The organism is Mycolicibacterium iranicum (assembly GCF_014190915.1).
GTDB classification, from domain to species: domain Bacteria; phylum Actinomycetota; class Actinomycetes; order Mycobacteriales; family Mycobacteriaceae; genus Mycobacterium; species Mycobacterium iranicum_B.
The window spans coordinates 23893-45652 of sequence record NZ_JACHVU010000001.1; the positions used below are offsets into that span (position 1 = coordinate 23893).

Annotated in this window: 22 protein-coding genes; 11 read left to right on the forward strand and 11 right to left on the reverse strand. The window is 69.1% G+C overall.

Annotated features, from left to right (window positions below; translation table 11 throughout):
• Positions 1-34: 34 nt before the first annotated feature.
• Together FHR72_RS00135 and FHR72_RS00140 are read left to right on the forward strand one after the other, a co-directional pair.
• A complete protein-coding gene (locus FHR72_RS00135; protein WP_183465842.1) occupies positions 35-577 on the forward strand; it encodes a TetR/AcrR family transcriptional regulator in 543 nt (180 codons plus the stop codon).
• Between the two features lie 22 nt (positions 578-599).
• The gene (locus FHR72_RS00140) at positions 600-2207 is read left to right on the forward strand and encodes an MFS transporter (protein ID WP_183465844.1); all 1608 of its coding nucleotides are present in this window, start codon (positions 600-602) and stop codon (positions 2205-2207) included.
• Here FHR72_RS00140 and FHR72_RS00145 read toward each other — a convergent pair.
• The 5 genes from FHR72_RS00145 to clpB form a co-directional block, all read right to left on the reverse strand.
• On the reverse strand, positions 2091-2735 hold the full coding sequence (locus FHR72_RS00145; protein ID WP_183465846.1) for a TrmH family RNA methyltransferase: 645 nt from the start codon (positions 2733-2735) through the stop codon (positions 2091-2093). The genes FHR72_RS00140 and FHR72_RS00145 overlap by 117 nt on opposite strands.
• Positions 2728-3624, reverse strand: a complete 897-nt coding sequence (locus FHR72_RS00150) for a hypothetical protein (RefSeq protein WP_183465848.1) — start codon at positions 3622-3624, stop codon at positions 2728-2730. The genes FHR72_RS00145 and FHR72_RS00150 overlap by 8 nt, the downstream gene beginning before the upstream one ends.
• Positions 3625-3630: 6 nt before the next feature.
• Positions 3631-4407 (reverse strand): SDR family NAD(P)-dependent oxidoreductase, encoded by a 777-nt coding sequence (locus tag FHR72_RS00155; protein WP_183465850.1) that lies wholly within the window; start codon positions 4405-4407, stop codon positions 3631-3633.
• Positions 4408-4421: 14 nt separating this feature from the next.
• Positions 4422-5237, reverse strand: coding sequence for a trehalose monomycolate transport factor TtfA (gene ttfA, locus FHR72_RS00160; protein WP_183465852.1), 816 nt, complete (start codon positions 5235-5237; stop codon positions 4422-4424).
• Between the two features lie 267 nt (positions 5238-5504).
• The gene (gene clpB, locus FHR72_RS00165) at positions 5505-8051 is read right to left on the reverse strand and encodes an ATP-dependent chaperone ClpB (RefSeq protein ID WP_183465854.1); all 2547 of its coding nucleotides are present in this window, start codon (positions 8049-8051) and stop codon (positions 5505-5507) included.
• A 183-nt stretch (positions 8052-8234) separates the two neighbouring features.
• On the opposite strand from clpB, the gene FHR72_RS00170 reads away from it, so the two are divergent.
• The 5 genes from FHR72_RS00170 to FHR72_RS00190 all read left to right on the forward strand — a co-directional run bounded on the left by FHR72_RS00170 (position 8235) and on the right by FHR72_RS00190 (position 13549).
• Positions 8235-8858 (forward strand): CYTH domain-containing protein, encoded by a 624-nt coding sequence (locus FHR72_RS00170; RefSeq protein WP_183465856.1) that lies wholly within the window; start codon positions 8235-8237, stop codon positions 8856-8858.
• A 215-nt stretch (positions 8859-9073) separates the two neighbouring features.
• Positions 9074-10582 (forward strand): sodium:solute symporter family transporter, encoded by a 1509-nt coding sequence (locus FHR72_RS00175; RefSeq protein ID WP_183465858.1) that lies wholly within the window; start codon positions 9074-9076, stop codon positions 10580-10582.
• A complete protein-coding gene (locus FHR72_RS00180; protein WP_183465860.1) occupies positions 10579-10908 on the forward strand; it encodes a hypothetical protein in 330 nt (109 codons plus the stop codon). Before FHR72_RS00175 ends, FHR72_RS00180 begins: the two co-directional genes overlap by 4 nt.
• A complete protein-coding gene (locus tag FHR72_RS00185; protein ID WP_311736003.1) occupies positions 10905-12227 on the forward strand; it encodes an LLM class flavin-dependent oxidoreductase in 1323 nt (440 codons plus the stop codon). The genes FHR72_RS00180 and FHR72_RS00185 overlap by 4 nt, the downstream gene beginning before the upstream one ends.
• A 38-nt stretch (positions 12228-12265) precedes the next feature.
• The gene (locus FHR72_RS00190; protein WP_183465862.1) at positions 12266-13549 is read left to right on the forward strand and encodes an LLM class flavin-dependent oxidoreductase; all 1284 of its coding nucleotides are present in this window, start codon (positions 12266-12268) and stop codon (positions 13547-13549) included.
• Positions 13550-13627: 78 nt separating this feature from the next.
• Here the strand turns inward: FHR72_RS00190 and FHR72_RS00195 are convergent, their stop codons facing one another.
• From FHR72_RS00195 to FHR72_RS00205, 3 genes are all read right to left on the reverse strand, one after another.
• Positions 13628-14083, reverse strand: coding sequence for a GtrA family protein (locus tag FHR72_RS00195; protein WP_183465864.1), 456 nt, complete (start codon positions 14081-14083; stop codon positions 13628-13630).
• Between the two features lie 76 nt (positions 14084-14159).
• A complete protein-coding gene (locus tag FHR72_RS00200; protein WP_183465866.1) occupies positions 14160-14513 on the reverse strand; it encodes a VOC family protein in 354 nt (117 codons plus the stop codon).
• A 78-nt stretch (positions 14514-14591) separates the two neighbouring features.
• Complete coding sequence (locus tag FHR72_RS00205; protein ID WP_183465867.1) at positions 14592-15569, reverse strand: putative antibiotic biosynthesis monooxygenase; 978 nt, start codon at positions 15567-15569, stop codon at positions 14592-14594.
• Positions 15570-15644: 75 nt separating this feature from the next.
• Here FHR72_RS00205 and FHR72_RS00210 point away from each other — a divergent pair, with 75 nt between their 5' ends.
• Positions 15645-16322, forward strand: a complete 678-nt coding sequence (locus FHR72_RS00210) for a GAP family protein (protein WP_183465869.1) — start codon at positions 15645-15647, stop codon at positions 16320-16322.
• On the opposite strand, the gene FHR72_RS00215 is transcribed toward FHR72_RS00210, so the two are convergent.
• Positions 16311-16946, reverse strand: a complete 636-nt coding sequence (locus tag FHR72_RS00215) for a TetR/AcrR family transcriptional regulator (RefSeq protein WP_183465871.1) — start codon at positions 16944-16946, stop codon at positions 16311-16313. The two genes, FHR72_RS00210 and FHR72_RS00215, sit on opposite strands and share 12 nt — an antisense overlap.
• Positions 16947-17045: 99 nt before the next feature.
• Here FHR72_RS00215 and FHR72_RS00220 point away from each other — a divergent pair, with 99 nt between their 5' ends.
• Genes FHR72_RS00220 through FHR72_RS00230 form a run of 3 tightly spaced genes read left to right on the forward strand, consistent with a single transcriptional unit; the run spans position 17046 to position 20172 of the window.
• A complete protein-coding gene (locus FHR72_RS00220) occupies positions 17046-18062 on the forward strand; it encodes an ABC transporter permease (RefSeq protein WP_183465873.1) in 1017 nt (338 codons plus the stop codon).
• A 16-nt stretch (positions 18063-18078) separates the two neighbouring features.
• Entirely contained in the window at positions 18079-19245 is a 1167-nt protein-coding gene (locus FHR72_RS00225; RefSeq protein WP_183465875.1) for an FAD-binding oxidoreductase, read from the forward strand.
• Positions 19246-19269: 24 nt separating this feature from the next.
• Positions 19270-20172: an aldose 1-epimerase gene (locus tag FHR72_RS00230; RefSeq protein ID WP_183465877.1), complete on the forward strand. Its 903-nt coding sequence runs from the start codon at positions 19270-19272 to the stop codon at positions 20170-20172.
• A 15-nt stretch (positions 20173-20187) separates the two neighbouring features.
• Here the strand turns inward: FHR72_RS00230 and FHR72_RS00235 are convergent, their stop codons facing one another.
• Both FHR72_RS00235 and dnaJ read right to left on the reverse strand, forming a co-directional pair.
• Positions 20188-20574 (reverse strand): heat shock protein transcriptional repressor HspR, encoded by a 387-nt coding sequence (locus tag FHR72_RS00235; RefSeq protein WP_183465879.1) that lies wholly within the window; start codon positions 20572-20574, stop codon positions 20188-20190.
• Positions 20574-21755, reverse strand: coding sequence for a molecular chaperone DnaJ (dnaJ, locus tag FHR72_RS00240; protein WP_183465881.1), 1182 nt, complete (start codon positions 21753-21755; stop codon positions 20574-20576). The genes FHR72_RS00235 and dnaJ overlap by 1 nt, the downstream gene beginning before the upstream one ends.
• Positions 21756-21760: the final 5 nt, after the last annotated feature.

Below are 21760 nucleotides of genomic sequence, written 5' to 3' on the forward strand. Positions count from 1 at the left end.
GACAAATATGTCTCATGTGAGCTACAGTTGTCTCATGTCCTCGAGTCGCGATCAGCTGCTGCGCGCCGCCGCCGACTTCCTCGGCCGACGGCCGAACGCCACCCAGGACGAGATCGCCACCGCCGTCGGCGTCAGCCGGGCCACGCTGCACCGGCACTTCTCCGGCCGGCTCGCGCTGATGGCGGCACTCGAGGAGCTCGCGATCGCCGAGATGCGCGAGGTGCTGAAAGCCGCTCGGCTGCAGGAGGACTCGGCCACCGAGGCACTGCGTCGACTGGTCAGCGCCTGCGAGCCGGTCTCGCCGTACCTCGCCCTGCTGTACAGCCAGAGCCAGGAGCTCGACCTCGACACCACCCTGGAGATCTGGGACGAGATCGACACCGCGATCACCGAACTGTTCCTGCGCGGGCAGCGCGACGGCGAGTTCCGGCCCGATCTGACCGCGGCGTGGCTGACCGAGGCGTTCCACAGCCTGATCGGCGCGACCGCGTGGGCGATCCGCGCCGGCCGCGCCGCCGCGCGCGACTTCGACCGCCTCATCATCGAGCTGCTACTCAACGGAGTGACCTCCTCATGACCCACCTTCACGGAGTGAAGAAATGAGCAGAAGATGGTTCGCCCTCGGCGTCCTCACGCTGGCCGTCCTGCTCATCGGCATCGACGGCACCGTGCTCGCGCTGGCGACGCCGTTCATCAGCGCCGACCTCGGCGCCACCGGCACGCAGCTGCTCTGGATCGGCGACATCTACTCGTTCGTGCTGGCCGCGCTGCTCATCAGCATGGGCAGCCTGGGCGACCGCATCGGGCACAAGAAGCTGCTGCTCTGCGGCGCCACGGCATTCGCGGCGTTCTCGGTGCTGAACGCCTATTCGGGCAGTCCGGAGATGCTGATCGGGACCCGCGCGCTGCTCGGCATGGCCGGCGCCACGCTGGCCCCGGCGACACTGGCGTTGATCCGCGGGCTGTTCCCCGACCAGCGGGAGCGCAGCATCGCCGTCGGCATCTGGGCGTCGGCGTTCTCCGCGGGCGCCGCGCTCGGGCCCGTCGTGGGCGGCGTACTGCTGGAACACTTCTGGTGGGGCTCGGTCTTCCTCATCAACATCCCGGTGATGCTCGTGCTGCTCGTCGGCGGTGTGATCCTGCTGCCCGAACACCGCAACCCGGACCCGGGTCCGTGGGATCTGCCCAGCGTCGGGCTGTCGATGGTCGGGATGCTCGGCCTGGTCTACGCGATCAAGGAGGGGTTCACGGGTCTCGCAGACGGCGTCGGCGCCGACATCCTGGTTGCGGGGGCCGTCGGCGCCGCGGCGCTGACGATGTTCGTGCGTCGCCAATTGCGCCTCCCCACACCGCTGATCGACGTACGTCTGTTCGCCAACCCACGGTTCTCCGGGGTGGTCGCGGCCAACCTGCTCTCGGTGCTCGGCCTGTCCGGGCTGGTGTTCTTCCTGTCCCAGTACTTCCAGCTGGTGCACGGCTACGGCCCGCTCAAGGCCGGGCTGGCGGAACTGCCTGCGGCGGTGACCGCCACGGTGTTCGGTGTGCTGGCCGGGGTGGCGGTGCGTCACTTCTCCCACCGCTCGGTGCTCACCACCGGCCTGGCGCTGGTCGGCGTCGCGATGGCGGCCCTGATGACGACGCTGGTCGTGTTCACCCCGACGGCTCCGTATCTGCCGCTGGGCATTTCGCTGTTCGTCGTCGGCGTGGGGCTGGGTTTGGCGTTCACGGTGGCCAGCGACGTCATCCTGGCCAGTGTGCCGAAGGAACGCGCGGGCGCCGCGGCGGCGGTCTCCGAGACCGCCTACGAGCTGGGGATGGCGCTGGGCATCGCCACGCTGGGCTCGATCGTCACCGCGGTGTACCGCAGCGTCGTCATCGCTCCCGGGGTCCCCGCCGCCGTCGCCGCACAGGCTCGCGATTCGCTGCCGAACGCCATCCACGCGGCGAACAACCTACCCGCCGATCAGCAGACGGTGCTGCTCGACGCCGCGAAAGAGTCTTTCACCCACGGGCTTTCGGTCGCCTCGGGCGTCGGCGCCGCGTTGCTGCTCACCGCGTCCGTCGCCGTCTGGTGGCTTCTGCGGCCCGGCTCACCAGGCCCGGTCGAGGTCGGCGTGCTGCCTGATCCAGGCGTGCATCGCGATGCCGGCGGCGACGGCGGCGTTGATGCTGCGTGTCGAGCCGAACTGGGCGATCGACACCGTTAGGCGCGCACCGGTTTTCGCGTCGTCGGTGATCCCCGGCCCTTCCTGGCCGAAGATCATCAGGCACTCCCGCGGAAGGGCGACGTCCTCCAGGCGGGCCGCGCCCGGGACGTTGTCGACGGCGACGACGTCCAACCCGGCGTCGGCGGCGAAGTCCAGCAGCTCGGCGGTGCCGGCGTGGTGGCGCAGCCGCTGATAGCGGTCGGTGACCATGGCGCCGCGGCGGTTCCACCGACGGCGGCCCACGATGTGGACCGTGTCGACCGCGAACGCGTTCGCGGTGCGCACCACGCCCCCGATGTTGGCATCGTTGCCGAAGTTCTCGATCGCGACGTGCAGCGGGTGCCTGCGGGCATCGATGTCGGCGATGATCGCCTCGCGCGTCCAATAGCGGTAGGCGTCAACGACATTGCGGGTGTCACCACTGCGCAGCAGTTCCGGGTCGTACCGCGGGTCGTCGGGCGGGTCCCCCTCCCACGGCCCCACCCCGGGACCCTGGCCCCACTCGGTGGGGCCGGGCGGCTCAGTCATCCCTGGTCTGCCACAGCGCGGCATGCGTCGCGGTCAGCGACACCGTCGCGTAGAGCAGTGCCTGGTTGATCTCACCCTGCGTGCACAGCGAGGCGCGCAGCTGGACGCCCTCGCGGGACGCCTCGGGCAGGACGAGCACGGACGCGCCGTAGATGTCGCAGGCATGGCTGAACCCCTTGCCCTGCACCGTCGGCGCGGCCAGCACCATCATCGGCCCGCCGCGCTGCGCCGAGTCCTCGCGGTAGCGGGCGGCCAGACCGTCGACCTCCAGGCCCAGCAGCATGTAACCGTTGCCCTCGAACGCCGTCGGGTCTCCCAGCGCCGCGGGGGCCAGCTGGGAGCCGTCGGCACGGAAAGCATCGACGCTGCTGGTCTTCATGGTCAGCCCGGTGTCGTTCGAGTTCGTCGGCAGCACGCCGACCGGGAACGCCGCGGGGTACGCGGCGGTGGTGCCGGCGATGCGGTCACGCGGCGAGTACGCATAGACCCCGCGCACCTGGGACTGGTCGCGCAGCGGACCCAGGCACACGGTCCCGGACATGCGGTCCGGTGTCGCCGACAACGGTTGCAGGTCAAGGCTTGTCACGTCTCCGCAACCACCGACCCCGCGCGCTTCGATGGGATGGGCGAGCGCGCCGTAGAGGCCGAACCGGATGTCCTCGGGTTTCGCGTGGGGCTGCCCCTGCTGAGCGGGCGCCGCTTCGACGTCGACCAGGACGTGGTCGGTGTCGAAGCGCAGATTGGCTACCGACATGTTCCAGCCCAGCAGTGTCAGCGACTCCCCCATCAGCGCCGCCGGGGCCGAGAACACGTCCTGCCTGTCGGCGGAGTCGCCCGAGCACGAGGTAACAGCGAGCAGGATCGCTGCCAGGACGGCGATTACCCGCACAGGTTCTCAGGTCCGGCCACGGCCCTTGCCCACCACTTTCGTCAACGCGCGCACCACGTTTCGAGGCACCAGGCGACCGCCGGTGGTGAGCGCCTTGTACTGCAGGCCCGGGATGATCACGATCTTGTTCTTGGCGACGTCGGCCATCGTCTCGCGCACCACATCGTCGACCTCGAGCCAGAGGAAGGACGAGGTGCCCGCCATGTCGATGCCGGCCCGCTCGTGGAACTCGGTGCGCACGAAGCCCGGGCACAAGGCGTGCACGCCGACACCGGTGTCTCCCAGGCCGTTGGCGAGACCCTCGGAGAACGACACCACCCACGCCTTGGAGGCCGAGTACGTCGAGCCGCGGCCGGGCAGCAACCCGGCCACGCTGGCGACGTTGAGCACCGTGCCCCTGCCCGCGGCGAGCATCGGCGGCAGGGCGGCGTGCGTGAGCTGCATGACGGCGGTGACGTTGACGTCCAGCTGGGACTGCAGGACCTGGTAATCGGCCGACCAGAATTCGCCGGACGTCCCGAAACCGGCGTTGTTCACCAGCACCTGGACACCGGCGCGGAGACGGTCGGCGACCACGGCGCGGTCGTCGGCATCGGCCAGGTCGGCGCGGATCACCTCGACGCCGGCGCCGGCCTCGTCGCGCAGTTCGGCAGCAAGGCTTTCCAGCCGCGCGGCGTCCCGGGCGACCAACACCAGGTCGTGGCCGTCGGCGGCGTACCGGCGGGCGAAACCCTCACCGAGCCCGGACGTCGGTCCGGTGATCAGGGCGACGGGGCGTGGCATGCCCCAGAGAATACTTATCGCTGATAGTTCGGGGACTGCCGCCCGTTGCGCGGGGCTGGCTGAGGCGGCGCGGCGGGACGGCGTGCCGCATCGGGCCTGCCGATCTCGGGACGCGGTTGTCCGGCGTGGCCCGGCGGCAGCTCGCGGCCGGCCGGGGCGGGCGTGATCGGGCGGCTCGGCGAACCGGCGCGCCGGGCGACGGGCTGACCCGTCGCGGCCGTCGGCACCGGGGGCAGCACACGCAGCAGATCGTTGAACTGGCGCACGGTGCGCAGCCCTTCGTCCCACTGGGCGCGCGTGCTGGTCACCGGCATGCTGACCAGCGTCCAGTTGCCTTCGTTCCACATGATCTCCGCGCAGTCGGGCGCGGTGTGGGCGAACGTCACCATCCTGCGGTCGCAGGCACGGCGGGCCGCGTCGAGGTTCGTGGAGTACACCATGCGCGGACCGATCGCCCCGAGCAGCCAGATGTCGCTCTCGCGCGGCTCCTTGATGCCCTTGAGACGCATGTCGACCGTGACGTTGGTGCCGACCTTGCGGTGCAGCGCGATCACCGTCGCGACGTCGTCGAGGTCGAAGATGAACACCGCCTCGCCGCGGATCTGGCCGAGGACCACATTGCGGGCGGTCACGTCGCCGACCGTGGACATCACGCCGCGCTTCCAGCGCTGGAGGATGTCGGCGGACTCGTGTTCGTAGTCGAAGCCGTGCGACTTGGCCCAGGACTTGCGGCGACGGCCCAGTCCGCGGCGCCGGTCGAGATCGACGTACAGCAGAACCGCCGCACCCACGAAACAGAGTGCGGACAGCGTGAACCAAAGCGGGACCATTGCGTCCAGAGTAACTTCTCAGCGGCCCCAAGCGAGAACCCGAGCTGATCACAACCAGGTCACAGCGCAGATCACAGCGGCGATCACCGCGCCTTTCACCGCGCCGAGAGTGCGCTCAGATCGCTGTTGCGGCCCGGATCGCGCGCTGGACGCACTCTCGACGGCCCCGCACGCGAAAAACTCCGCCACACCGACGTGTGGCGGGGTCTTCGCGCAAGCGCTCATGCCGGCTCTCGGGTCTTCGCGCAAGCGCGCAAGCGCTCATCCCTAGCCCAGGATCAGCGAGTCCCCGTCCGCGCTGACATTCACCGGCACCACGTCGCCGTCGTGCACGTCTCCTGCCAGCAGCATCTTGGCCAGCTGGTCGCCGATGGCCTGCTGCACCAGCCTGCGCAGCGGCCGGGCGCCGTAGAGCGGGTCGAACCCACGCTCGGCCAGCCACTTCTTGGCGGGCAGCGACACCTCCAGCGTCAGCCGGCGCTGGGCCAGCCGCTTGGCCAGCTGTGCGAGCTGGATGTCGACGATGGAGACCAGCTGCTCGGGGTCGAGCCCGTCGAAGATGATCACATCGTCGAGCCGGTTGATGAACTCGGGCTTGAACGCCGAGCGCACCGCGGCCATCACCATGTCCTCCGATCCGCCCGCGCCCAGGTTGGACGTCAGGATCAGGATCGTGTTCCTGAAATCGACGGTGCGGCCCTGGCCGTCGGTCAGCCTGCCCTCGTCGAGCACCTGCAGAAGCACGTCGAACACGTCCGGGTGGGCCTTCTCGATCTCGTCGAACAGGATGACCGTGTACGGACGGCGGCGGACCGCCTCGGTCAGCTGACCGCCCTGGTCGTAACCGACGTAGCCGGGAGGGGCACCGACCAGACGGGCCACCGAGTGCTTCTCGCCGTACTCGCTCATGTCGATGCGGACCATCGCCCGCTCGTCGTCGAACAGGAACTCCGCGAGCGCCTTGGCCAGCTCGGTCTTACCGACGCCGGTCGGGCCCAGGAACATGAACGAGCCCGTCGGCCGGTTGGGGTCGGCGACACCGGCACGCGACCGCCGTACGGCGTCGGAGACGGCCTGCACGGCCTTGCGCTGCCCGACGACACGCTTGCCCAGCTCCTGCTCCATGCGCAGCAGCTTGGCGGTCTCGCCTTCGAGCATCCGCCCGGCCGGGATCCCGGTCCACGCCTCGACCACCTCGGCGATGTCGTCGGGGCCGACCTCTTCCTTGAGCATCACGTTCTCACGCGCCTCGGCGTGCGGGAGCGCCGCGTCGAGCTTCTTCTCGACCTCGGGGATGCGGCCGTAGCGCAGCTCGGCGGCCTTGGCCAGATCGCCGTCGCGCTCGGCCCGGTCGGCCTCGCCACGCAGCGTTTCCAGCTGTTCCTTGAGCTCGCGGACGATGTCGATGGCGCTCTTCTCGTTCTGCCAGCGCGTCGTCAGCTCGGCCAACTCCTCCTTCTTGTCCGCCAGCTCGGCACGCAGCTTCTCCAGCCGGTCCTTGCTTGCGGCGTCCTCCTCCTTGGCGAGCGCCATCTCCTCGATCTCCAGCCGTCGCACCAGGCGCTCGACCTCGTCGATCTCGACGGGTCGGGAGTCGATCTCCATGCGCAGCCGCGACGCGGCCTCGTCGACCAGGTCGATCGCCTTGTCGGGCAGGAAGCGCGACGTGATGTAGCGGTCACTGAGCGTGGCCGCCGCGACCAGCGAGGAGTCGGTGATGCGCACGCCGTGGTGCACCTCGTAGCGGTCCTTGAGCCCGCGCAGGATGCCGACGGTGTCCTCGACGGACGGTTCGCCGACCAGCACCTGCTGGAAGCGACGCTCCAGCGCGGCGTCCTTCTCGATGTACTTGCGGTACTCGTCGAGCGTGGTCGCGCCGACCAGCCTAAGTTCACCGCGGGCCAGCATCGGCTTGATCATGTTGCCCGCGTCCATCGCGGATTCGCCGGTCGCGCCGGCGCCGACGATGGTGTGCAGCTCGTCGATGAACGTGATGATCTGCCCGGCCGAGTTTTTGATGTCGTCGAGGACGGCCTTGAGGCGCTCCTCGAACTCACCGCGATACTTCGCACCGGCCACCATCGAACCCATGTCGAGCGAGACGACGGTCTTGTCGCGCAGACTCTCCGGCACGTCGCCGGCCACGATGCGCTGGGCGAGGCCCTCGACGATCGCGGTCTTGCCGACACCGGGCTCGCCGATCAGCACCGGGTTGTTCTTGGTGCGGCGGCTGAGCACCTGGACCACGCGACGGATCTCGTGGTCGCGCCCGATGACCGGGTCGAGCTTGCCCTCCCGGGCACGCGCGGTCAGGTCGGTCGAGTACTTCTCCAGCGCCTGATAGGTGCCCTCGGGGTCCGGGTTGGTCACGCGGGCGCTGCCGCGCACCTTGACGAACGCCTCGCGCAGCGCCTGGGGCGATGCGCCGTGGTTGGTCAGCAGCTTGGCCGTGTCGGTGTCCCCGCTGGCCAGCCCGAACAGTAGATGTTCGGTCGAGACGTACTCGTCGTCCATCTCGGTGGCCAGGTGGGTGGCCGCGGTGATCGCGGCGATCGCCTGGGGCGCCAGCTGCGGCTGCGAGCTCGAGCCGCTGGCGCTGGGCAGCCGGTCCAGCAGACGCTGAGCCTCGGCACGGACGGTCGCGGGGTCGACTCCGACGGCCTCCAGGAGCGGTCCGGCAATGCCGTCGTTCTGCGTCAGCAGTGCCATCAACAGGTGGGCGGGCGTGATCTGCGGGTTGCCCGCGGCAGTGGCCGCTTGCAGCGCCGATGTCAGGGCCGCCTGGGTCTTGGTCGTCGGATTGAACGAATCCACGACACCTCCCTTTCCATGTACGTAAGGGCCGTACAACGGGCCCTTGAAATGCTTGTCGCCTTCTACAACGCAGTCAAGGTTGAGTGTGTTCCGCTCAACTCTAGATTTTTTTCGCGATCTTCGGCAAGTGGACACGGACGCCATGTCCGCTGTGGCGCACATCGGCGGGGTTACCGTCGCGACATGTCCGACGACGGCTCCGGCGACTTCGAGTTCGAGCGGAAGTTCTTCGTGCAGGAGATGCCCGCGGTCGCAGCCTCCGATCCCACCCCGCTGCTGATCGCGCAGGCGTACCTGTTCGCCGCGGACGGATACGCGGTGCGTGTCCGCCTCCAGGGGCCCGCGCCCGCCGAGCTGTCGGGGACCCCGGCCGAGCTCGTCACCGCCCTGGGTCCCGACGCCATGGGCACCATGACCGCCAAGGGTCCCGCGGCCGGCGGCACCCGCTACGAGGCCGAGCGCGAACTCGACCCTCTGGTGGCGGGCCAGATCGTGTCGCGCGCCCCCCACGTCGTGCTCAAGGTCCGCTCGTCGGTGTGGCTGGGCGAGGACGGCTGGGTCATCGACCACTTCCTCGGGGCCGATGCCCCGCTGCTGCTCGCCGAGGTGGAACGCGACGGCCCGGTGACCGACCTGGCCATCCCGTCGTTCTGCACCACCGAGGTGTCCGAGGACGACCGGTTCCGCAACGAGTACCTGGCGCACCATCCGTTCGGCACCTGGGCCCAGGACTACCGGCGCGAACTCGACCTGCTGGGGCCCGCATTCGTGGAAAGCCTGGGCGAGAACCAGTTCGAGGGCAGCTGACTCCCCGCCGTCTCGCACTGCGGTTTCACTCACCCTGAATTATATTCTGTTCTTAAGTAATCACGACGACGAAGCTGACGCAGCCACTACGACGTGGCGGGAGTCCGCTCGCCGCACTCCCCACCTCAACCACAGCCGACCGGGCCGGGCGCATTCATAGACGTTGTGCTGCAACCTGTTCCGTCGTGGTGCGCTGAATCTGCCGAGGAGTTCTCGTGTTCCATCCGTCCGATCTGTCGCCCGGTATCGGCATCGCGTTGATGCTGGGTCTGGGCGCATTCATGTTCGTGGTCGCGTTCACCGTCCGTTCGATGGTGAAGAACACCCATGACTTCGTCATCGCCGACCGGCGCATCGGGTTCGGCTTCGGCGTCGGATCCGTCATCGCCGTGTGGACCTGGTCGATGGCCGTGATGATGTCGTCCGCCCAGGCGTACACGTTCGGAATCTCGGGCCTGATCTGGTTCGTCGTGCCCAACGGCCTCGCGGTCATGGTGATGGTGCCGTTCGCACTGAAGCTGCGGCGCCAGATGCCCGCCGGCTACACGATCGTCGAGTTCATCCGCGAACGCTTCCAGAACAAGCCCGCGACCACGGTGATGCTCGTCGCGATGCTGCTCGGCCTGCTCGCCGAGATCTTCATCAACCTGTTCGGCGTGGTGCTCGTGACGGGCGTGGTCTTCGGGCTGAACCCGACGGTCGTGCTGATCGTCACGCTCGCCACCGTCACCGTGTACTCCTACTTCGGCGGGCTGTGGACGTCGGCGATCACCGCGACGTTCAACACGCTGCTGATCACCGTGCCCGCCGCCGTGGTCGTGCTGTACGTCTTGGCCAAGGTCGGCGGTCCCGACGTCGTCTTCCGGCGCGTCGACGAGGCAGGTCCCCAGCTGCTCAACGCTTTCGACACCCAGGCCGCCGCGGCGTTCGGCATCTCGCTGGCCCTCGGCCTGCTCGCCTCCACCATGGCCGACCAGACGTTCTGGCAGAAGGCGTGGGCGCTCAAACCCGCGACCATGGGGCGCACGTTCGTGTGGGCGGGCCTGTGGTTCTACCCGATCCCGATCGCGATGGGCCTGCTCGGCCTGGTCGCGCTCGCGTTCAACCTCGACGTCGAGGACCTCGGCGCGGCCGGTCCCGGTGGCGTCGGGCCATACGTGGTCAGCAATCTCGGCCTGCCGCTGATCCTGATCGCGCTCTACGTCCTGATCATCCTCAACGCCTGCTACTCGACGATCGACGGCGCGTTCTCGGCGCTGTCGTCGGTGGTGGCCGTCGACATCCTCAAGCCCCTCAAACCCGACATCGCACCGAAGTCGTTGTTCCGCTGGACGAAAGCGTCGATCATCATCGCCGGCGTGCTCGGCGGCATCGTAGTCAGCTCCGGGATCGACTACGTCGAGCTGGTCAACACCGTCTACTTCATCAAGGCCGCGCTGATCATCCCGCTGGGGCTGGCGATCTTCTGGAAGCGCATGACCTCGACGGCTTTCGTGACCAGCCTGCTGCTCGCCATCGCCGTCGGCTACCCCGTCCGCGAATACGTCGGCGAACTCACCGGAATCATCACCCTGGAGGCGATCTCGCTCGTGGCCGCTGTCGGTATCAGCCTGTTGTCCAAACAGTCGTTCGACTACGACTCGCTGAAGACGCGCGGCGGCGCGCTGTCCGAGGACAAACGCCAAGCCGCCGCCGAGCTCGACGACCTGGACCCGGTCCGATGATCGCGTTCTGGATCGCCGTCATCGTCGGCATCGTCATTGCCGCCGTCTACATCACGCTGGGCGTTCAGGCGTTCTTCCGGGTCCGCCGGGACGTGCTGGCGCTGGCAGCCAGTGGCGAGACGGCCGATCTCGATGTCGACGCACTGGAGGCCAACGACGCCGGCTCGTTCAGCTGGAAAGCCCTTGGTGCCGTGCTGGTCTCGACCTCGGTCATCGCGCTGCTCGGCGTCAGCCCGGTGTTCTGGTACGTGCCGGCCATCCTGGCCGTCGGCTCCGCGGTCGCCGTGATCGCCGCCTTCCTCATCGACGCAAGGAGCAACGCGTGAGCACGAAGAAGAAGATGCACCTGCTGGGCTTCGTCCAGCACGGCGTGATGAACCATGCGTCGACCATGTGGGCGCACCCGCGCGACAAGGTCGGCTACCACTGGTCGCGTCCGGAGTACTGGCGCGATCTCGGAAGGACCATGGAACGTGGGCTTTTCGACGCGATGTTCATCGCCGACGAACTCGCCCCGTACACCACGTACAAGGGCAACTCGGATCCGGTGGTGAAGTTCGCCGGCCAGTGTCCGGTGCACGAACCCGCCAGCGTCGTGCCGATCGTCGGCGCGTTCACCCAGCACCTCGGCATCGGCATCACGCTGTCGACCTCCTTTGTGCCGCCGTACATGATGGCCCGTCAGCTCTCGACACTGGATCACCTCACGGGCGGCCGCGTCGGGTGGAACATCGTCACCTCGTACTCCAAGAGCGAGTTCCAGGCGATGGGCAAGGAGAACCTGACCCCGCGCGACAAGCGCTACGAGGTCGTCGAGGAGTACATGCAGCTGCTCTACCAGCTGTGGGATTCCTGGGACGACGACGCGATCGTCTACGACCGGGAGAACGGCGTCTTCGCCGACCCGGCCAAGGTGCGCGAGGTCGACTTCCAGGGCGAGTTCTTCCGCTCCAAGGGCCGCCACTTCGTCGCCCCGTCCCCGCAGAAGCGGCCGGTGCTCTGGCAGGCCGGATCCTCGGAGCAGGGACGGGAATTCGCGGCACGGCACGCCGAATCGGTGTTCGGCATCTTCCCGACCCCAAAGAGCATGCGCGCCTACGCCGACGACATCCGGACCCGGGCCGACAACGCCGGGCGCGACCCCGAATCGGTGAAGCTGATCTACGGCCTGCAGACGATCATCGACCGCGACAAGGGCCGCGCGAACGATCGCTACGCCGAGTTCGTCGAGAAGGTGCAGATCGAGAGCGCGCTCGGAATCCTGTCCGGCCACACCGGTTTCGACTTCTCCACCCTGGACCTCGACGACAACGTCGTCGACGCCGACGTGCAGGGCATCCGCGGCCTGTTCGACGCGATCCTGGAGGCCAAGGACGGGGCCCCGGTGACCGTGCGCGAAGCCGCCCAGATCTACGGGGTCTCGATGGGCGCCCCGGTCGCGGTCGGCACACCGTCGGACGTCGCCGACCAGATGGAGCAGTACATCGACGAGGGCGGCTGCAACGGTTTCATGATGCTGGCCACCGACACCCCGGGCTGCTTCAACGACATGACCGAGCTGCTGGTGCCCGAACTGCAGAAGCGCGGCCGGTTCCGCACCCGCTACCCCGGCACCACGCTGCGCGAGAGCCTGCAGGAGTACTGATCAGCGGCCACACTCGCAAAGCTCATTTCCTCGCCTTCATGCAGCACGGCGTCAGCAGCCATTCCGTCGGCATGTGGCGCCACCCGCAGGACAAGGTCGGCTGGGACTACGCAACCCCGCCCTACTGGGAGCATCTGGCCCGCACCCTGGAGCGCGGCCTGTTCGACGCGGTGTTCCTGGCCGACGAACTGGCGCCGTACAACTCGTTCGAGAACAGTTCGGATGCCACCGTGCGGTACGCGGTGCAGGCGCCGACCCACGAACCGGCGGCGCTGACACCGATCATCACCGGCGCCACCACACATCTCGGCGTCGGCATCACGCTCTCGACGGCGTTCGAGCATCCGTACTCGATGGCACGCAGGCTCTCGACGTTCGATCACCTCTCGGGCGGGCGGATCGCCTGGAACATCGTCGGCTCGTATTCGCCGTCGGAATTCGCGGCGTACGGGCAGGAGATGCCGGACCGGTCGATCCGCTACGAGCGCATCGCCGAGTACGTCGATCTGTGCTGTCGGCTGTGGGACTCGTGGCAGCCCGATGCCGTTGTCGCCGACCGCGAGACCGGTGTCTACGCCCACCCGGAGAAGATCCGCGAAGTGGTGTTCGAGGGCAAGCACTTCCGCTGCCGGGCAAGGCATTTCGTGACACCCTCACCGCAGGGCAGGCCTGTGCTCTGGCAGGCGGGGGCCAGCGAACAGGGCAGGAGGTTCGCCGCGTCCACGGCGGAGGCGATCTTCGCGATCCAGCCGACGGTCGCGTCGATGCGTGCCTACTCCGACGACATCCGCTCCCGGGTGGGCGCCGCCGGACGAGACCCCGAGGTGGTCAAGCTCTACTACGGCGCCCAGGTGATCGTCGGCGCGACGGAGGCCGAGGCCCACGAGAAGGCGGCGCACCTGCGGTCGCTGCTGCGCCCCGAGGCGTCGCTGGCGATGCTGAGCGGCCAACTGGGCGTGGACTTCTCGACGTTCGACCCGTCCAGCCCGCTCGACGAGATCCCGGTGCCGGGGATCCAGGGCGTCAAGGACGCACTGGTGGCCACCGGCGCCGGCGAGCGGGTCACGGTGGCCGAGGCCGCCGACATCTACGCGTTCCGCTTCTCGATGCCCCAGGTCATCGGCACCCCCGCGTCGGTGGCCGACCAGCTGGAGGTGTTCCTCGACGACGGTGGCGCCGACGGCTTCATGCTGCTGGCCACCTACACGCCGGGCTGTTTCGAGGAGTTCGTCGACCTGGTCGTGCCCGAACTGCAGCGTCGCGGCCGCTACCGCACCTCGTACCCGGGAAAGACGCTGCGCGAGAACATCCGTCACGACTAGCTGCCGCCAGTTCTGCATGGCGGTCGCGAAAGTCCCGAGCGCACAGCCCTCACGCAGAACTCGGCGGCCCGGGACCCACTAGGCCTTGCGGAACACCACCCAGCGCAGTGCGCAGTACATGTACACCGCCTCGCACGCCCCGGCCATGAGCCGGGCGATGCGGTAGTCGACACCGAAGGTCGTCAGCAGCGTCGACAGCGCGAGGATGAACGCCAGGTAGTTGACCACCACCACGACGACGTAGATCGCCAGCTGAGGCCCCGCCGGCGCGTGGGAGCGGAAGTTGAAGTACCGGTTCAACGCGTAGCTCAGGGCGAACGCGCACGCATAGGCCACGGTCACCGCGACCGGGTACGGGACGCCGAGACCACCCCGCAACGACACGAGCAGCACCAGGTCGACCCCGAAGGTGAAACTGTTGATCAGGCAGAAGCCCAACAGCGTCGGCGCGACGAGCCGATCCAGACCCCAGGGCAGGCGTGCGGTCACGCGGTGACACCAGCGGTGGAACGTCTCGGGCGCCAGGACCAGCACGCATCCACTGTGCCGCCGCCAGGTGTCCCGCACATGAGCGACCGACCAACGTCAGGCCACGGATCAGTGGTCGGCGTCAGTAGTCGACCCGGAACCCACCGATGAGGCTGACGACGTTGCCGTCCGGGTCGTCGGCGCGCGAGAGCCGGACACCCTTGCTCGCCTCGACGATGTCCCCGGGTTCCACGCCGCGTTCACGGAGCCGGCCGAGGTGGGCCTCGAGATCGTCGACGGCGAAGTTGACCTCGTCGGTGCCGGCCCGGCCCGGGTCGTGGAACACCTGCACCCAGGCGCCGGGGAGCACCTGCCACTCCACCAGCGAGGGCATCGGGTTGTTGTCCTCGGCCCTGCCGAAGAACGACGTGTACCACTGTCTGCTGCGGTCGACGTCGGAGACGTGGACGACGGCCAGGACGTGCTCGAACGACATGGGGATGCTTCCTTTCGTGTTCTGCATCTCCAATTCCGACCAGGGCGGGCCGCCGAAGTCATCGGTACCGGCCGGCCGCTAGCCGGAGTAGTCCCAGAACTGCAGCTCGCGCACCAGCGCGAACACCAGCAACGTCACGCCGTACCCGGCGACGATGACGGCGGCGCCGATTGCCGACACGCGCGCGCCTGCCCCGTCCACGGGGTCGAGCCATCGCCGGAACGGCCGCGAGGCGGCGCGCATGAGCCACCACTGCATCGCGGTGACGCTCACGATCTGACTGATCCACAGACTCAGCCACGGGGGCGCGCCGATGTCACCGAGGACCGGGCCGAGGAAGCGGGAGAGCAGCATGACGGTGGGGTAGAGCACCAGCAGGACGAGCATGGCCGACTTCCAGTTCGGGGTCATCAGCGTCTGCCCGTCCTCGACCCGGACCGTCGTGCCGAACGGCGTGGTGTTCGACACGGCCGAGAAGTCCCGGCTCAGCGTCGACCGCAGCCGGCTCAGAGCGTCGGTGCGTTCGGCCGACCGCATCCAGCCGGACAGCTGCCGTCCCGTGCGGAACCGCACGATCGAGGCCCAGTCGCCGCTGCGGTCGGCCGGCAGCAGCGTGGTCCCCTCGTAGCCGGGCAGGCCGGCCGCGACGGCGGCCAGCTGTGCCTGCGAACGCTGGAACTCCTGGTCGCTGCCCACGGCCACGGTGTGGCGGAACACCCCGACCCCGGGCGAGGCAGGGCAGTCGCCGGACAGAATGAGCTCGGCCGAGCTGCGCCAGTATCCGAGTTCCTGGCCCGATTCCAGGACGTGTGCCCGCTGCGGGCTGTCGAGCCACGAGTGCATGGCGTCTTCATCGGAGAAGTCCACCGCCACAGCCCAATCCAGGGTCGGCGCGTCATGCACGGAGACGCGGCCGCCGAGATGGCCCGGCGCCGACCGCGCGGAGCCGAGAAGGTCCTGTGCCCAGGTGTCGAATGCCGCGGTATCCCCGCGGCGGTGGAACACGGTGACGGCGGTCAGCGTCGTGCCCGCATCGGGGCGGGTGTCCCGGGTCACGGGGTGACGATACCGACGCGCACGCCGAGAGCCCATAGACCCGCACGCGGGCAGGCTCCTTGCTAGGTTTGCCCGGTGCCGAGTCTCTGGGTGTCCGTTCTCACGGAGCTGATTCCACTGGCACTGGTCGTGGCGCTCTCCCCCGTGTCGATCATCCCGGCGGTGCTCGTGCTCGGATCGCCCCGGCCCAGGCCTGCCGGCCTGGCGTTCCTCGCGGGCTGGTTGCTGGGGCTGGCGGTGCTGACCGGCGTCTTCCTGGAGTTGTCCAATCTCATCGGCGGGATCGGCACGAAGCCGCCGAGCTGGGCGTCGTGGCTGCGGATCACCGTCGGTGCCGCACTGCTCGTGTACGGCGCCTACAAGTGGGTGAAGCGCACGACGTCCGCGCACATGCCGGGGTGGATGACCCGGATCGGCACGCTGACCCCCGCGAAGGCCGGCGTCACCGCGGCCGCACTCACGGTGATCAACCCCAAGGTGTTGCTCATCTGTGCCGCAGCAGGTTTGGCGATCGGCTCCGCGGGGGTGGACACTCCGGCGGTCTGGGGGGCGGTGCTGTGGTTCGTCCTCGTGGCGGGGTCCTCGGTGGCGCTACCGACCCTGGCCTACGCGGTCTCGGGCGAACGGCTCGACCCGTTGCTGAACCGGATCAGGGCGTGGATGGAGCGCCAGCACGCGGCCCTGGTGGCCGGCATCCTGATCGTGATCGGTCTTCTGTTGCTGTACAAAGGGATTCACGCTCTAGTCGGGTAATCCCAGCTCGTCGGCGTCGGCGGTCAGGTAGCGCGTGACCGTGGGTGCGACGAGCCGGACGACGTCGTCGGTACTCAGTTCGGACAGCGGCGGCACACCGATGAGGTAGCGGAGCACGGCCGTGCCCACCAGGCTGCTCGCGGCCAGCATCGCCCGCAGCCGGGCCTGCTCGTCACCGCCGAGAACGCCGGCCACCGCGGTCAACACGTAGTTCTGCATGAAACTGCGGAACGCATCGTGGGCGTCGGTGTTCGACGTCGCCGACGCGAGCATGGCCCGCATGGTCTGGGCGCTGTCGGGGGATTCCCACACACCGAGGTAGGTCCGCACCATCCTGGTGCCGATGTCGTCCGCGTCGCCCTCGGCGCCCGCCAGTGCGGCCACCAGCTTGGCGGGGTCGATGACCAGTCGCAGGGACTCGCGGAACAGCTCCTCTTTCGAGCCGAACAGGTAGAGCACCATCGCGGCGTCCACCCCGGCGTCTCCGGCGATCGCGCGCAGCGTCGTCTTCTCGTACCCGTCCCGGGCGAAGCGGGTCTTGGCGGCGGTGAGAACGGCCTCTCTGGACACCGGATCACCCTGACGGCGGCCCCGCCGCCGGGGCGCCTGGGCTGCTCGCGGCACCGGACGACCCTAACATTTCAATAGCTGTTGAAATCAGCGCCGGCCCGTCTTACCCTCTGATCACCAAGCAATTCAACGATGAATGAAAAAGGTGTAGCCATGACCGCCACCACCCCGCAGACCCACGCCCGCACCGGCACCGCGCACGAGCCCACCGCCCTCGCACGGGCCGCCGGCATCGTCGCCGCGGTCACGGCCCTGCTCGCGCTCGTCGCGATCGCCTTCGCGCTCCCCGCCGCCCGCTCCGGCCCCCACGAGGTCCCGATCGGGGCCGCCGGTCCGCAGGCGGCAGGCGGTCAGGTCGCCGACATGCTGGAACAGAAGGCGCCCGGCGCGTTCGCCGTCACCTACTACCCCGGTGCGGCCGCACTGGCCGCCGCCGTCAGGAACCGCGACGTCTACGGCGGCATCGCGCTGCCGGACCGCCCCGGCGGCCAGGCCTCGCTGGTCGTCGCCTCGGGCGCGAGTCCGATGGTCGCCCAGCTCCTGACCCAGCTGGGCGCCGAGTTCAGCCGCCAGAGCGGGATCCCGGTCCGAACCGAAGACCTCGCCCCGCCCACCGCGCGGGACCCCCGCGGGGCCGGACTCGCGGCGTCGGCCCTGCCCCTCACTTTGGCGGGAATTCTGCCGGCCATCGCCCTGGTCCTCGCGCTGCGCACCCAGGTGTGGCTGCGGTTCGCCACCGCGCTGGTGTTCTCGGTCGTCGCCGCCGTCACCCTCGCCGCACTGCTGCGGTTCGTGCTCGGATCGGTCGACGAGAACTTCAGGGGCGTCGCGGGCGCCCTGACCGCGGGAATCGCCGCCGCGCTGCTGCTCGTGCTCGGTCTGGGCTCGTTGTTCGGCCGGATCGGACTGGTCTGCGGAGCCGGGCTGGCACTGCTCGTCGGCAATCCGCTGTCAGGGCTGTCGAGTGCCCCCGAGCTGCTTCCCGCCGGCTGGGGAGCGCTCGGGCAGCTGCTCCCGCAGGGCGCCACCGCGACCCTGCTGCGCTCGGCGGTGTCGTTCGGCGGGGCCGGCGCCTCGACCCCGGCCCTGGTCCTGACCTGCTGGATCCTGGCGGGCACCGCGCTGACCGTCGCGGCCGCCCTTCGTGGTCGGACGGCACCTCCGCGGTGACTTAGGATCGTGCGGCGTGGGACTCGAAGACCGGGAATCGATGCGCATCCTTCGGGATGCGTTCGATCTCGACCTCGGGTCCGCGACGCTCGTCGGGGATTTCTACACCCACTGGTTCGCCGCCGACCTCTCGGCGCGCGACCTGTTCCCGCCGGATATGACCGGCCAGCGGCGGGTCTTCGCCCAGGCCCTGTGCTGGCTGTGCGACGAACTGATCGCCCAGCGCGCCGAGGAACCCGTCGCGTTCCTGGCCCAGCTCGGCCGTGACCACCGCAAGTACGGCGTCACCGCAGCCCACTACAAGACGCTGCAGGACGCCCTCCTGGTGACCCTGCGCAAGGCTCTCTACGACCGGTGGGACCGGCGCCTCTCCGAGGCGGTGGACGACGTGGTGAACCTCGTCGTCGGGGTGATGAGCGGGGCCGCGGACGCCGAGACGAGCCCGCCCTTCTGCGACGGCACGGTGCTCGAGCATCTGCGGCCCACCCGTGACGTGTCGGTGATCCGGCTGAAGATGGACCATGCGCTGAACTACCACCCCGGCCAGTACGTGCCGGTGCAGGTTCCGCAGTGGCCGCGGCGCTGGCGCTACCTGAGCCCCGCGATCCCCGCCGACCCCCACGGGTACGTCGAATTCCACGTCCGTTCGGTCGGCGGCGGCATGGTCAGCACCGCGATCGTCGGCGAGGCGCGTCCCGGTGACCGGTGGCGCGTCGCCAACCCGCACGGCGCGATGGAGATCGACCGGGACGCCGGCGACGTGCTCATGGTCGCGGGCAGCACCGGGCTCGCACCGCTGCGGTCGCTGATCATGGACCTGACCCGCTTCAGCGTGAACCCCCGGGTGCACCTGTTCTTCGGGGCGAAGTACCCGTGCGAACTCTACGATCTGCACACCCTGTGGAAGATCGCGTCGACGAACCCGTGGCTGTCCGTGACGCCGGTGTCGGAGCTGAACTTCGACCCACCCTGGGCGTCGGCGTTCCCCGACAACACCCCGCCCCGCGGGCTGCACGTGCGCCAGGTCGGACTGCTCCCGGAGGTGGTGACGCGGTACGGCAACTGGGGTGACCGGCAGATCCTGCTCTGCGGCAGGCCGGAGATGGTGCGCGCGACCAAGGCGGCGCTGGTGGCCAAGGGCGCACCCGCCGACAGGATCCAGCACGATCCCCTGGCCAACTGAGTCCGCCATGGCAGGATCGCTGCCATGGAGGAGTTCGAAACCGTCACGCTGCGAGATCCGTCGTCGTCGCTGACCGCGACCTACGTCCCGGTCGCCGGAATGGTGGCCACGTCGCTGTCCGACGACGGGGTGGAACTGCTCGGCCAGCGCCGCGGCCTGCAGGCGTACGTGTCCAACCACAAGACCATGGGCATCCCCATCCTCTACCCATGGGCGAATCGCTTGAGCAGCAACGGTTACGGCGTCGACGGCGCGGTGGTGACGCTGACCCCCGGCACCGGCGGGGTGCGCACCGATCAGCACGGGGTGCCCATCCACGGCACGTTGGGCGGTTACCGGGACTGGACCGTCACCACGCTGCTCGAGTCGCAGCTGACCGCCGAACTGGACTTCGCGTCTCGGCCCGCGCTGCTGGCGACGTTCCCGTTCCCGCATCTGCTGACGCTGGACATCACGCTGCAGGACCGCACGCTGACGGTGAAGACGACCGTCACGGCGACGACGGGTTCCCGGGTACCGATGTGCTTCGGGTTCCACCCCTACCTGCAACTGCCCGGTGTGCCGCGAGCGCAGTGGCAGATCGAGACCCCGGCCATGCGCTACCAGCCGGTCAACGCGTGGGGCATCCCGACGGGCCGCGTCGAGCCGCGTGCCGCTGCCTCAGACGTGTTGGCCGACAAGTTCATCGACGAGGGTTTCGACGAGGTCGCCGCCGGCTCGGTGTTCGCCCTCTCCGGCGGCGACCGCCGCATCGAGGTGCACTTCGACGAGGGTTACACCGCCGCGCAGGTCTATGCCCCCGGGGACGACGACGTGGTGTGCTTCGAGCCGATGGCTGCGGCCACCGACGCGCTGCGCCGCGGCGGCTACCGCGAGGTGGCGCCGGGCGAATCCGCGGTCGCGCAGTTCCGCATCACGGTGACCTAGCCGCCGCGCGGTGCTCTAGCCGCGCGGCGCCTGGCGCTGATTGCGGGGCTGCCAGACCACCAGCGCGGTCGACTTGGCGCGCGGTTGGGCCCGCAGGTGTTCCACCTCGTCGCTGAGTTCGCGGACCCGCGCCTGCAGCGCCTCGACCTGATTGGTCAGCTCGATGATGCGCTTGATCCCGGCGAGGTTGACGCCCTCGTCCTGCGACAGCCGCTGCACCTCGCGCAGCAGCTCGACGTCACGTTGCGAATAGCGCCGTCCCCCACCGGAACTGCGCTGCGGGCTGACCAGGCCGAGCCGGTCGTAGGTACGCAGCGTCTGAGCGTGCATACCGGCCAGCTCGGCGGCCACCGAGATCAGGAACGTCCTGGCTTGCTCGTTGGGATCCTTGCGCGCGCCCATCACAGCGAGCCTGCCCAACCCGCCCTCGGGTCGAAGCCACTGGCGCGTTCGGCCTTGGCGTAGGCCTCCAGCGCCTCGGCGGCTTCGCCTTCGAGATTCGGCGGCACCGCAACCTTGACGGTCACCAGCAGGTCACCGTGTCCGCCGGCGCGTTTGGGAACGCCGCGGCCCCGGACCCGCAGGATGCGACCGTCCGACGTGCCCTTGGGCACCCGGACTCCGACTTTGCCCTCCAGCGTGGGCACGGACAGCGTTGTGCCGAGCGCCAATTCGTGGAAGCTGACCGGCACGGTCACCGTGAGGTCGTCGCCGTTACGGCCGAAGACCTTGTCGGCCCTGACGTGGACGGTCACGTACAGATCGCCCGAGGGCGCCCCGCGCAGGCCGGCCTCGCCCTGCCCCGCCAGCCGGATCCGCTGGCCGTCCTCGACGCCCGGCGGGATCCGCACGTTGATCGTGCGCGTCCGCGTCGTGACGCCGGTGCCCTTGCACTCCTCGCACGGGTTCTCGATGATCGACCCGCTGCCACGGCATTCCGTGCACGGCTCGGAGAAACCGAACGCGCCCTGGTTGCGGCTGACGACGCCGGCCCCGTTGCAGTTCGGGCACACCTTCGGGCTGGTTCCGGGCCGGGCACCGCTGCCGTGGCAGTTCGTGCACGGGGCCGGGCTGGTCAGCCGCAGCGGCATCGCCACGCCCTTGGTGGCCTCCAGGAAGCTCAGCTCGGTTTCGGTCTCCAGGTCGTTGCCCCGCCGGGGGCGGCTCGGACGCGGCTGCTGTGCGCCGCGGCCGAACAGCCCACCGAACAGGTCACCGATGTTCGCGCCGCCGGATTGCCCTGCGGCATCGAACAGGTCGTTGAGATTGAACTCCTGTCCGTCGCCGCCACCGAAACCACTGAAACCGCCTCCGCCGCTGTAGCGGCCGCGACCGAAACCGCCGCCTGCGAACAAGCGGCGGGTCTCGTCGTACTCCTTGCGCTTCGCCGGATCGGTGAGCACCTCCTTGGCTTCGGAGGCGGCCTTGTACCGCTCCTCGGCTTCGGTGTTGCCCGGGTTCCGGTCCGGATGGTTCTCGGCGAGGATCTTGCGGGCGGCCCGCTTGATGTCCTTCTCGTCGGCGTCGGAGGCGACGCCGAGCACCTTGTAGAAGTCCTTCTCAACCCACTCTCGCTGGGCCATATCGC

Bases quoted from the DNA above. Each gene is read 5' to 3' on its own strand.
- FHR72_RS00145 (WP_183465846.1), bottom strand. From the start codon at position 2,735: ATGACTGAGCCGCCCGGCCCCACCGAGTGGGGCCAGGGTCCCGGGGTG.
- FHR72_RS00235 (WP_183465879.1), bottom strand. From the start codon at position 20,574: ATGGGCGCGCGCAAGGATCCCAACGAGCAAGCCAGGACGTTCCTGATC.
- FHR72_RS00180 (WP_183465860.1), top strand. From the start codon at position 10,579: ATGATCGCGTTCTGGATCGCCGTCATCGTCGGCATCGTCATTGCCGCC.
- FHR72_RS00140 (WP_183465844.1), top strand. From the start codon at position 600: ATGAGCAGAAGATGGTTCGCCCTCGGCGTCCTCACGCTGGCCGTCCTG.
- FHR72_RS00190 (WP_183465862.1), top strand. From the start codon at position 12,266: ATGCAGCACGGCGTCAGCAGCCATTCCGTCGGCATGTGGCGCCACCCG.
- dnaJ (WP_183465881.1), bottom strand. From the start codon at position 21,755: ATGGCCCAGCGAGAGTGGGTTGAGAAGGACTTCTACAAGGTGCTCGGC.
- FHR72_RS00230 (WP_183465877.1), top strand. From the start codon at position 19,270: ATGGAGGAGTTCGAAACCGTCACGCTGCGAGATCCGTCGTCGTCGCTG.
- FHR72_RS00170 (WP_183465856.1), top strand. From the start codon at position 8,235: ATGTCCGACGACGGCTCCGGCGACTTCGAGTTCGAGCGGAAGTTCTTC.
- FHR72_RS00135 (WP_183465842.1), top strand. From the start codon at position 35: ATGTCCTCGAGTCGCGATCAGCTGCTGCGCGCCGCCGCCGACTTCCTC.
- FHR72_RS00200 (WP_183465866.1), bottom strand. From the start codon at position 14,513: ATGTCGTTCGAGCACGTCCTGGCCGTCGTCCACGTCTCCGACGTCGAC.
- ttfA (WP_183465852.1), bottom strand. From the start codon at position 5,237: ATGGTCCCGCTTTGGTTCACGCTGTCCGCACTCTGTTTCGTGGGTGCG.
- FHR72_RS00220 (WP_183465873.1), top strand. From the start codon at position 17,046: ATGACCGCCACCACCCCGCAGACCCACGCCCGCACCGGCACCGCGCAC.
- FHR72_RS00155 (WP_183465850.1), bottom strand. From the start codon at position 4,407: ATGCCACGCCCCGTCGCCCTGATCACCGGACCGACGTCCGGGCTCGGT.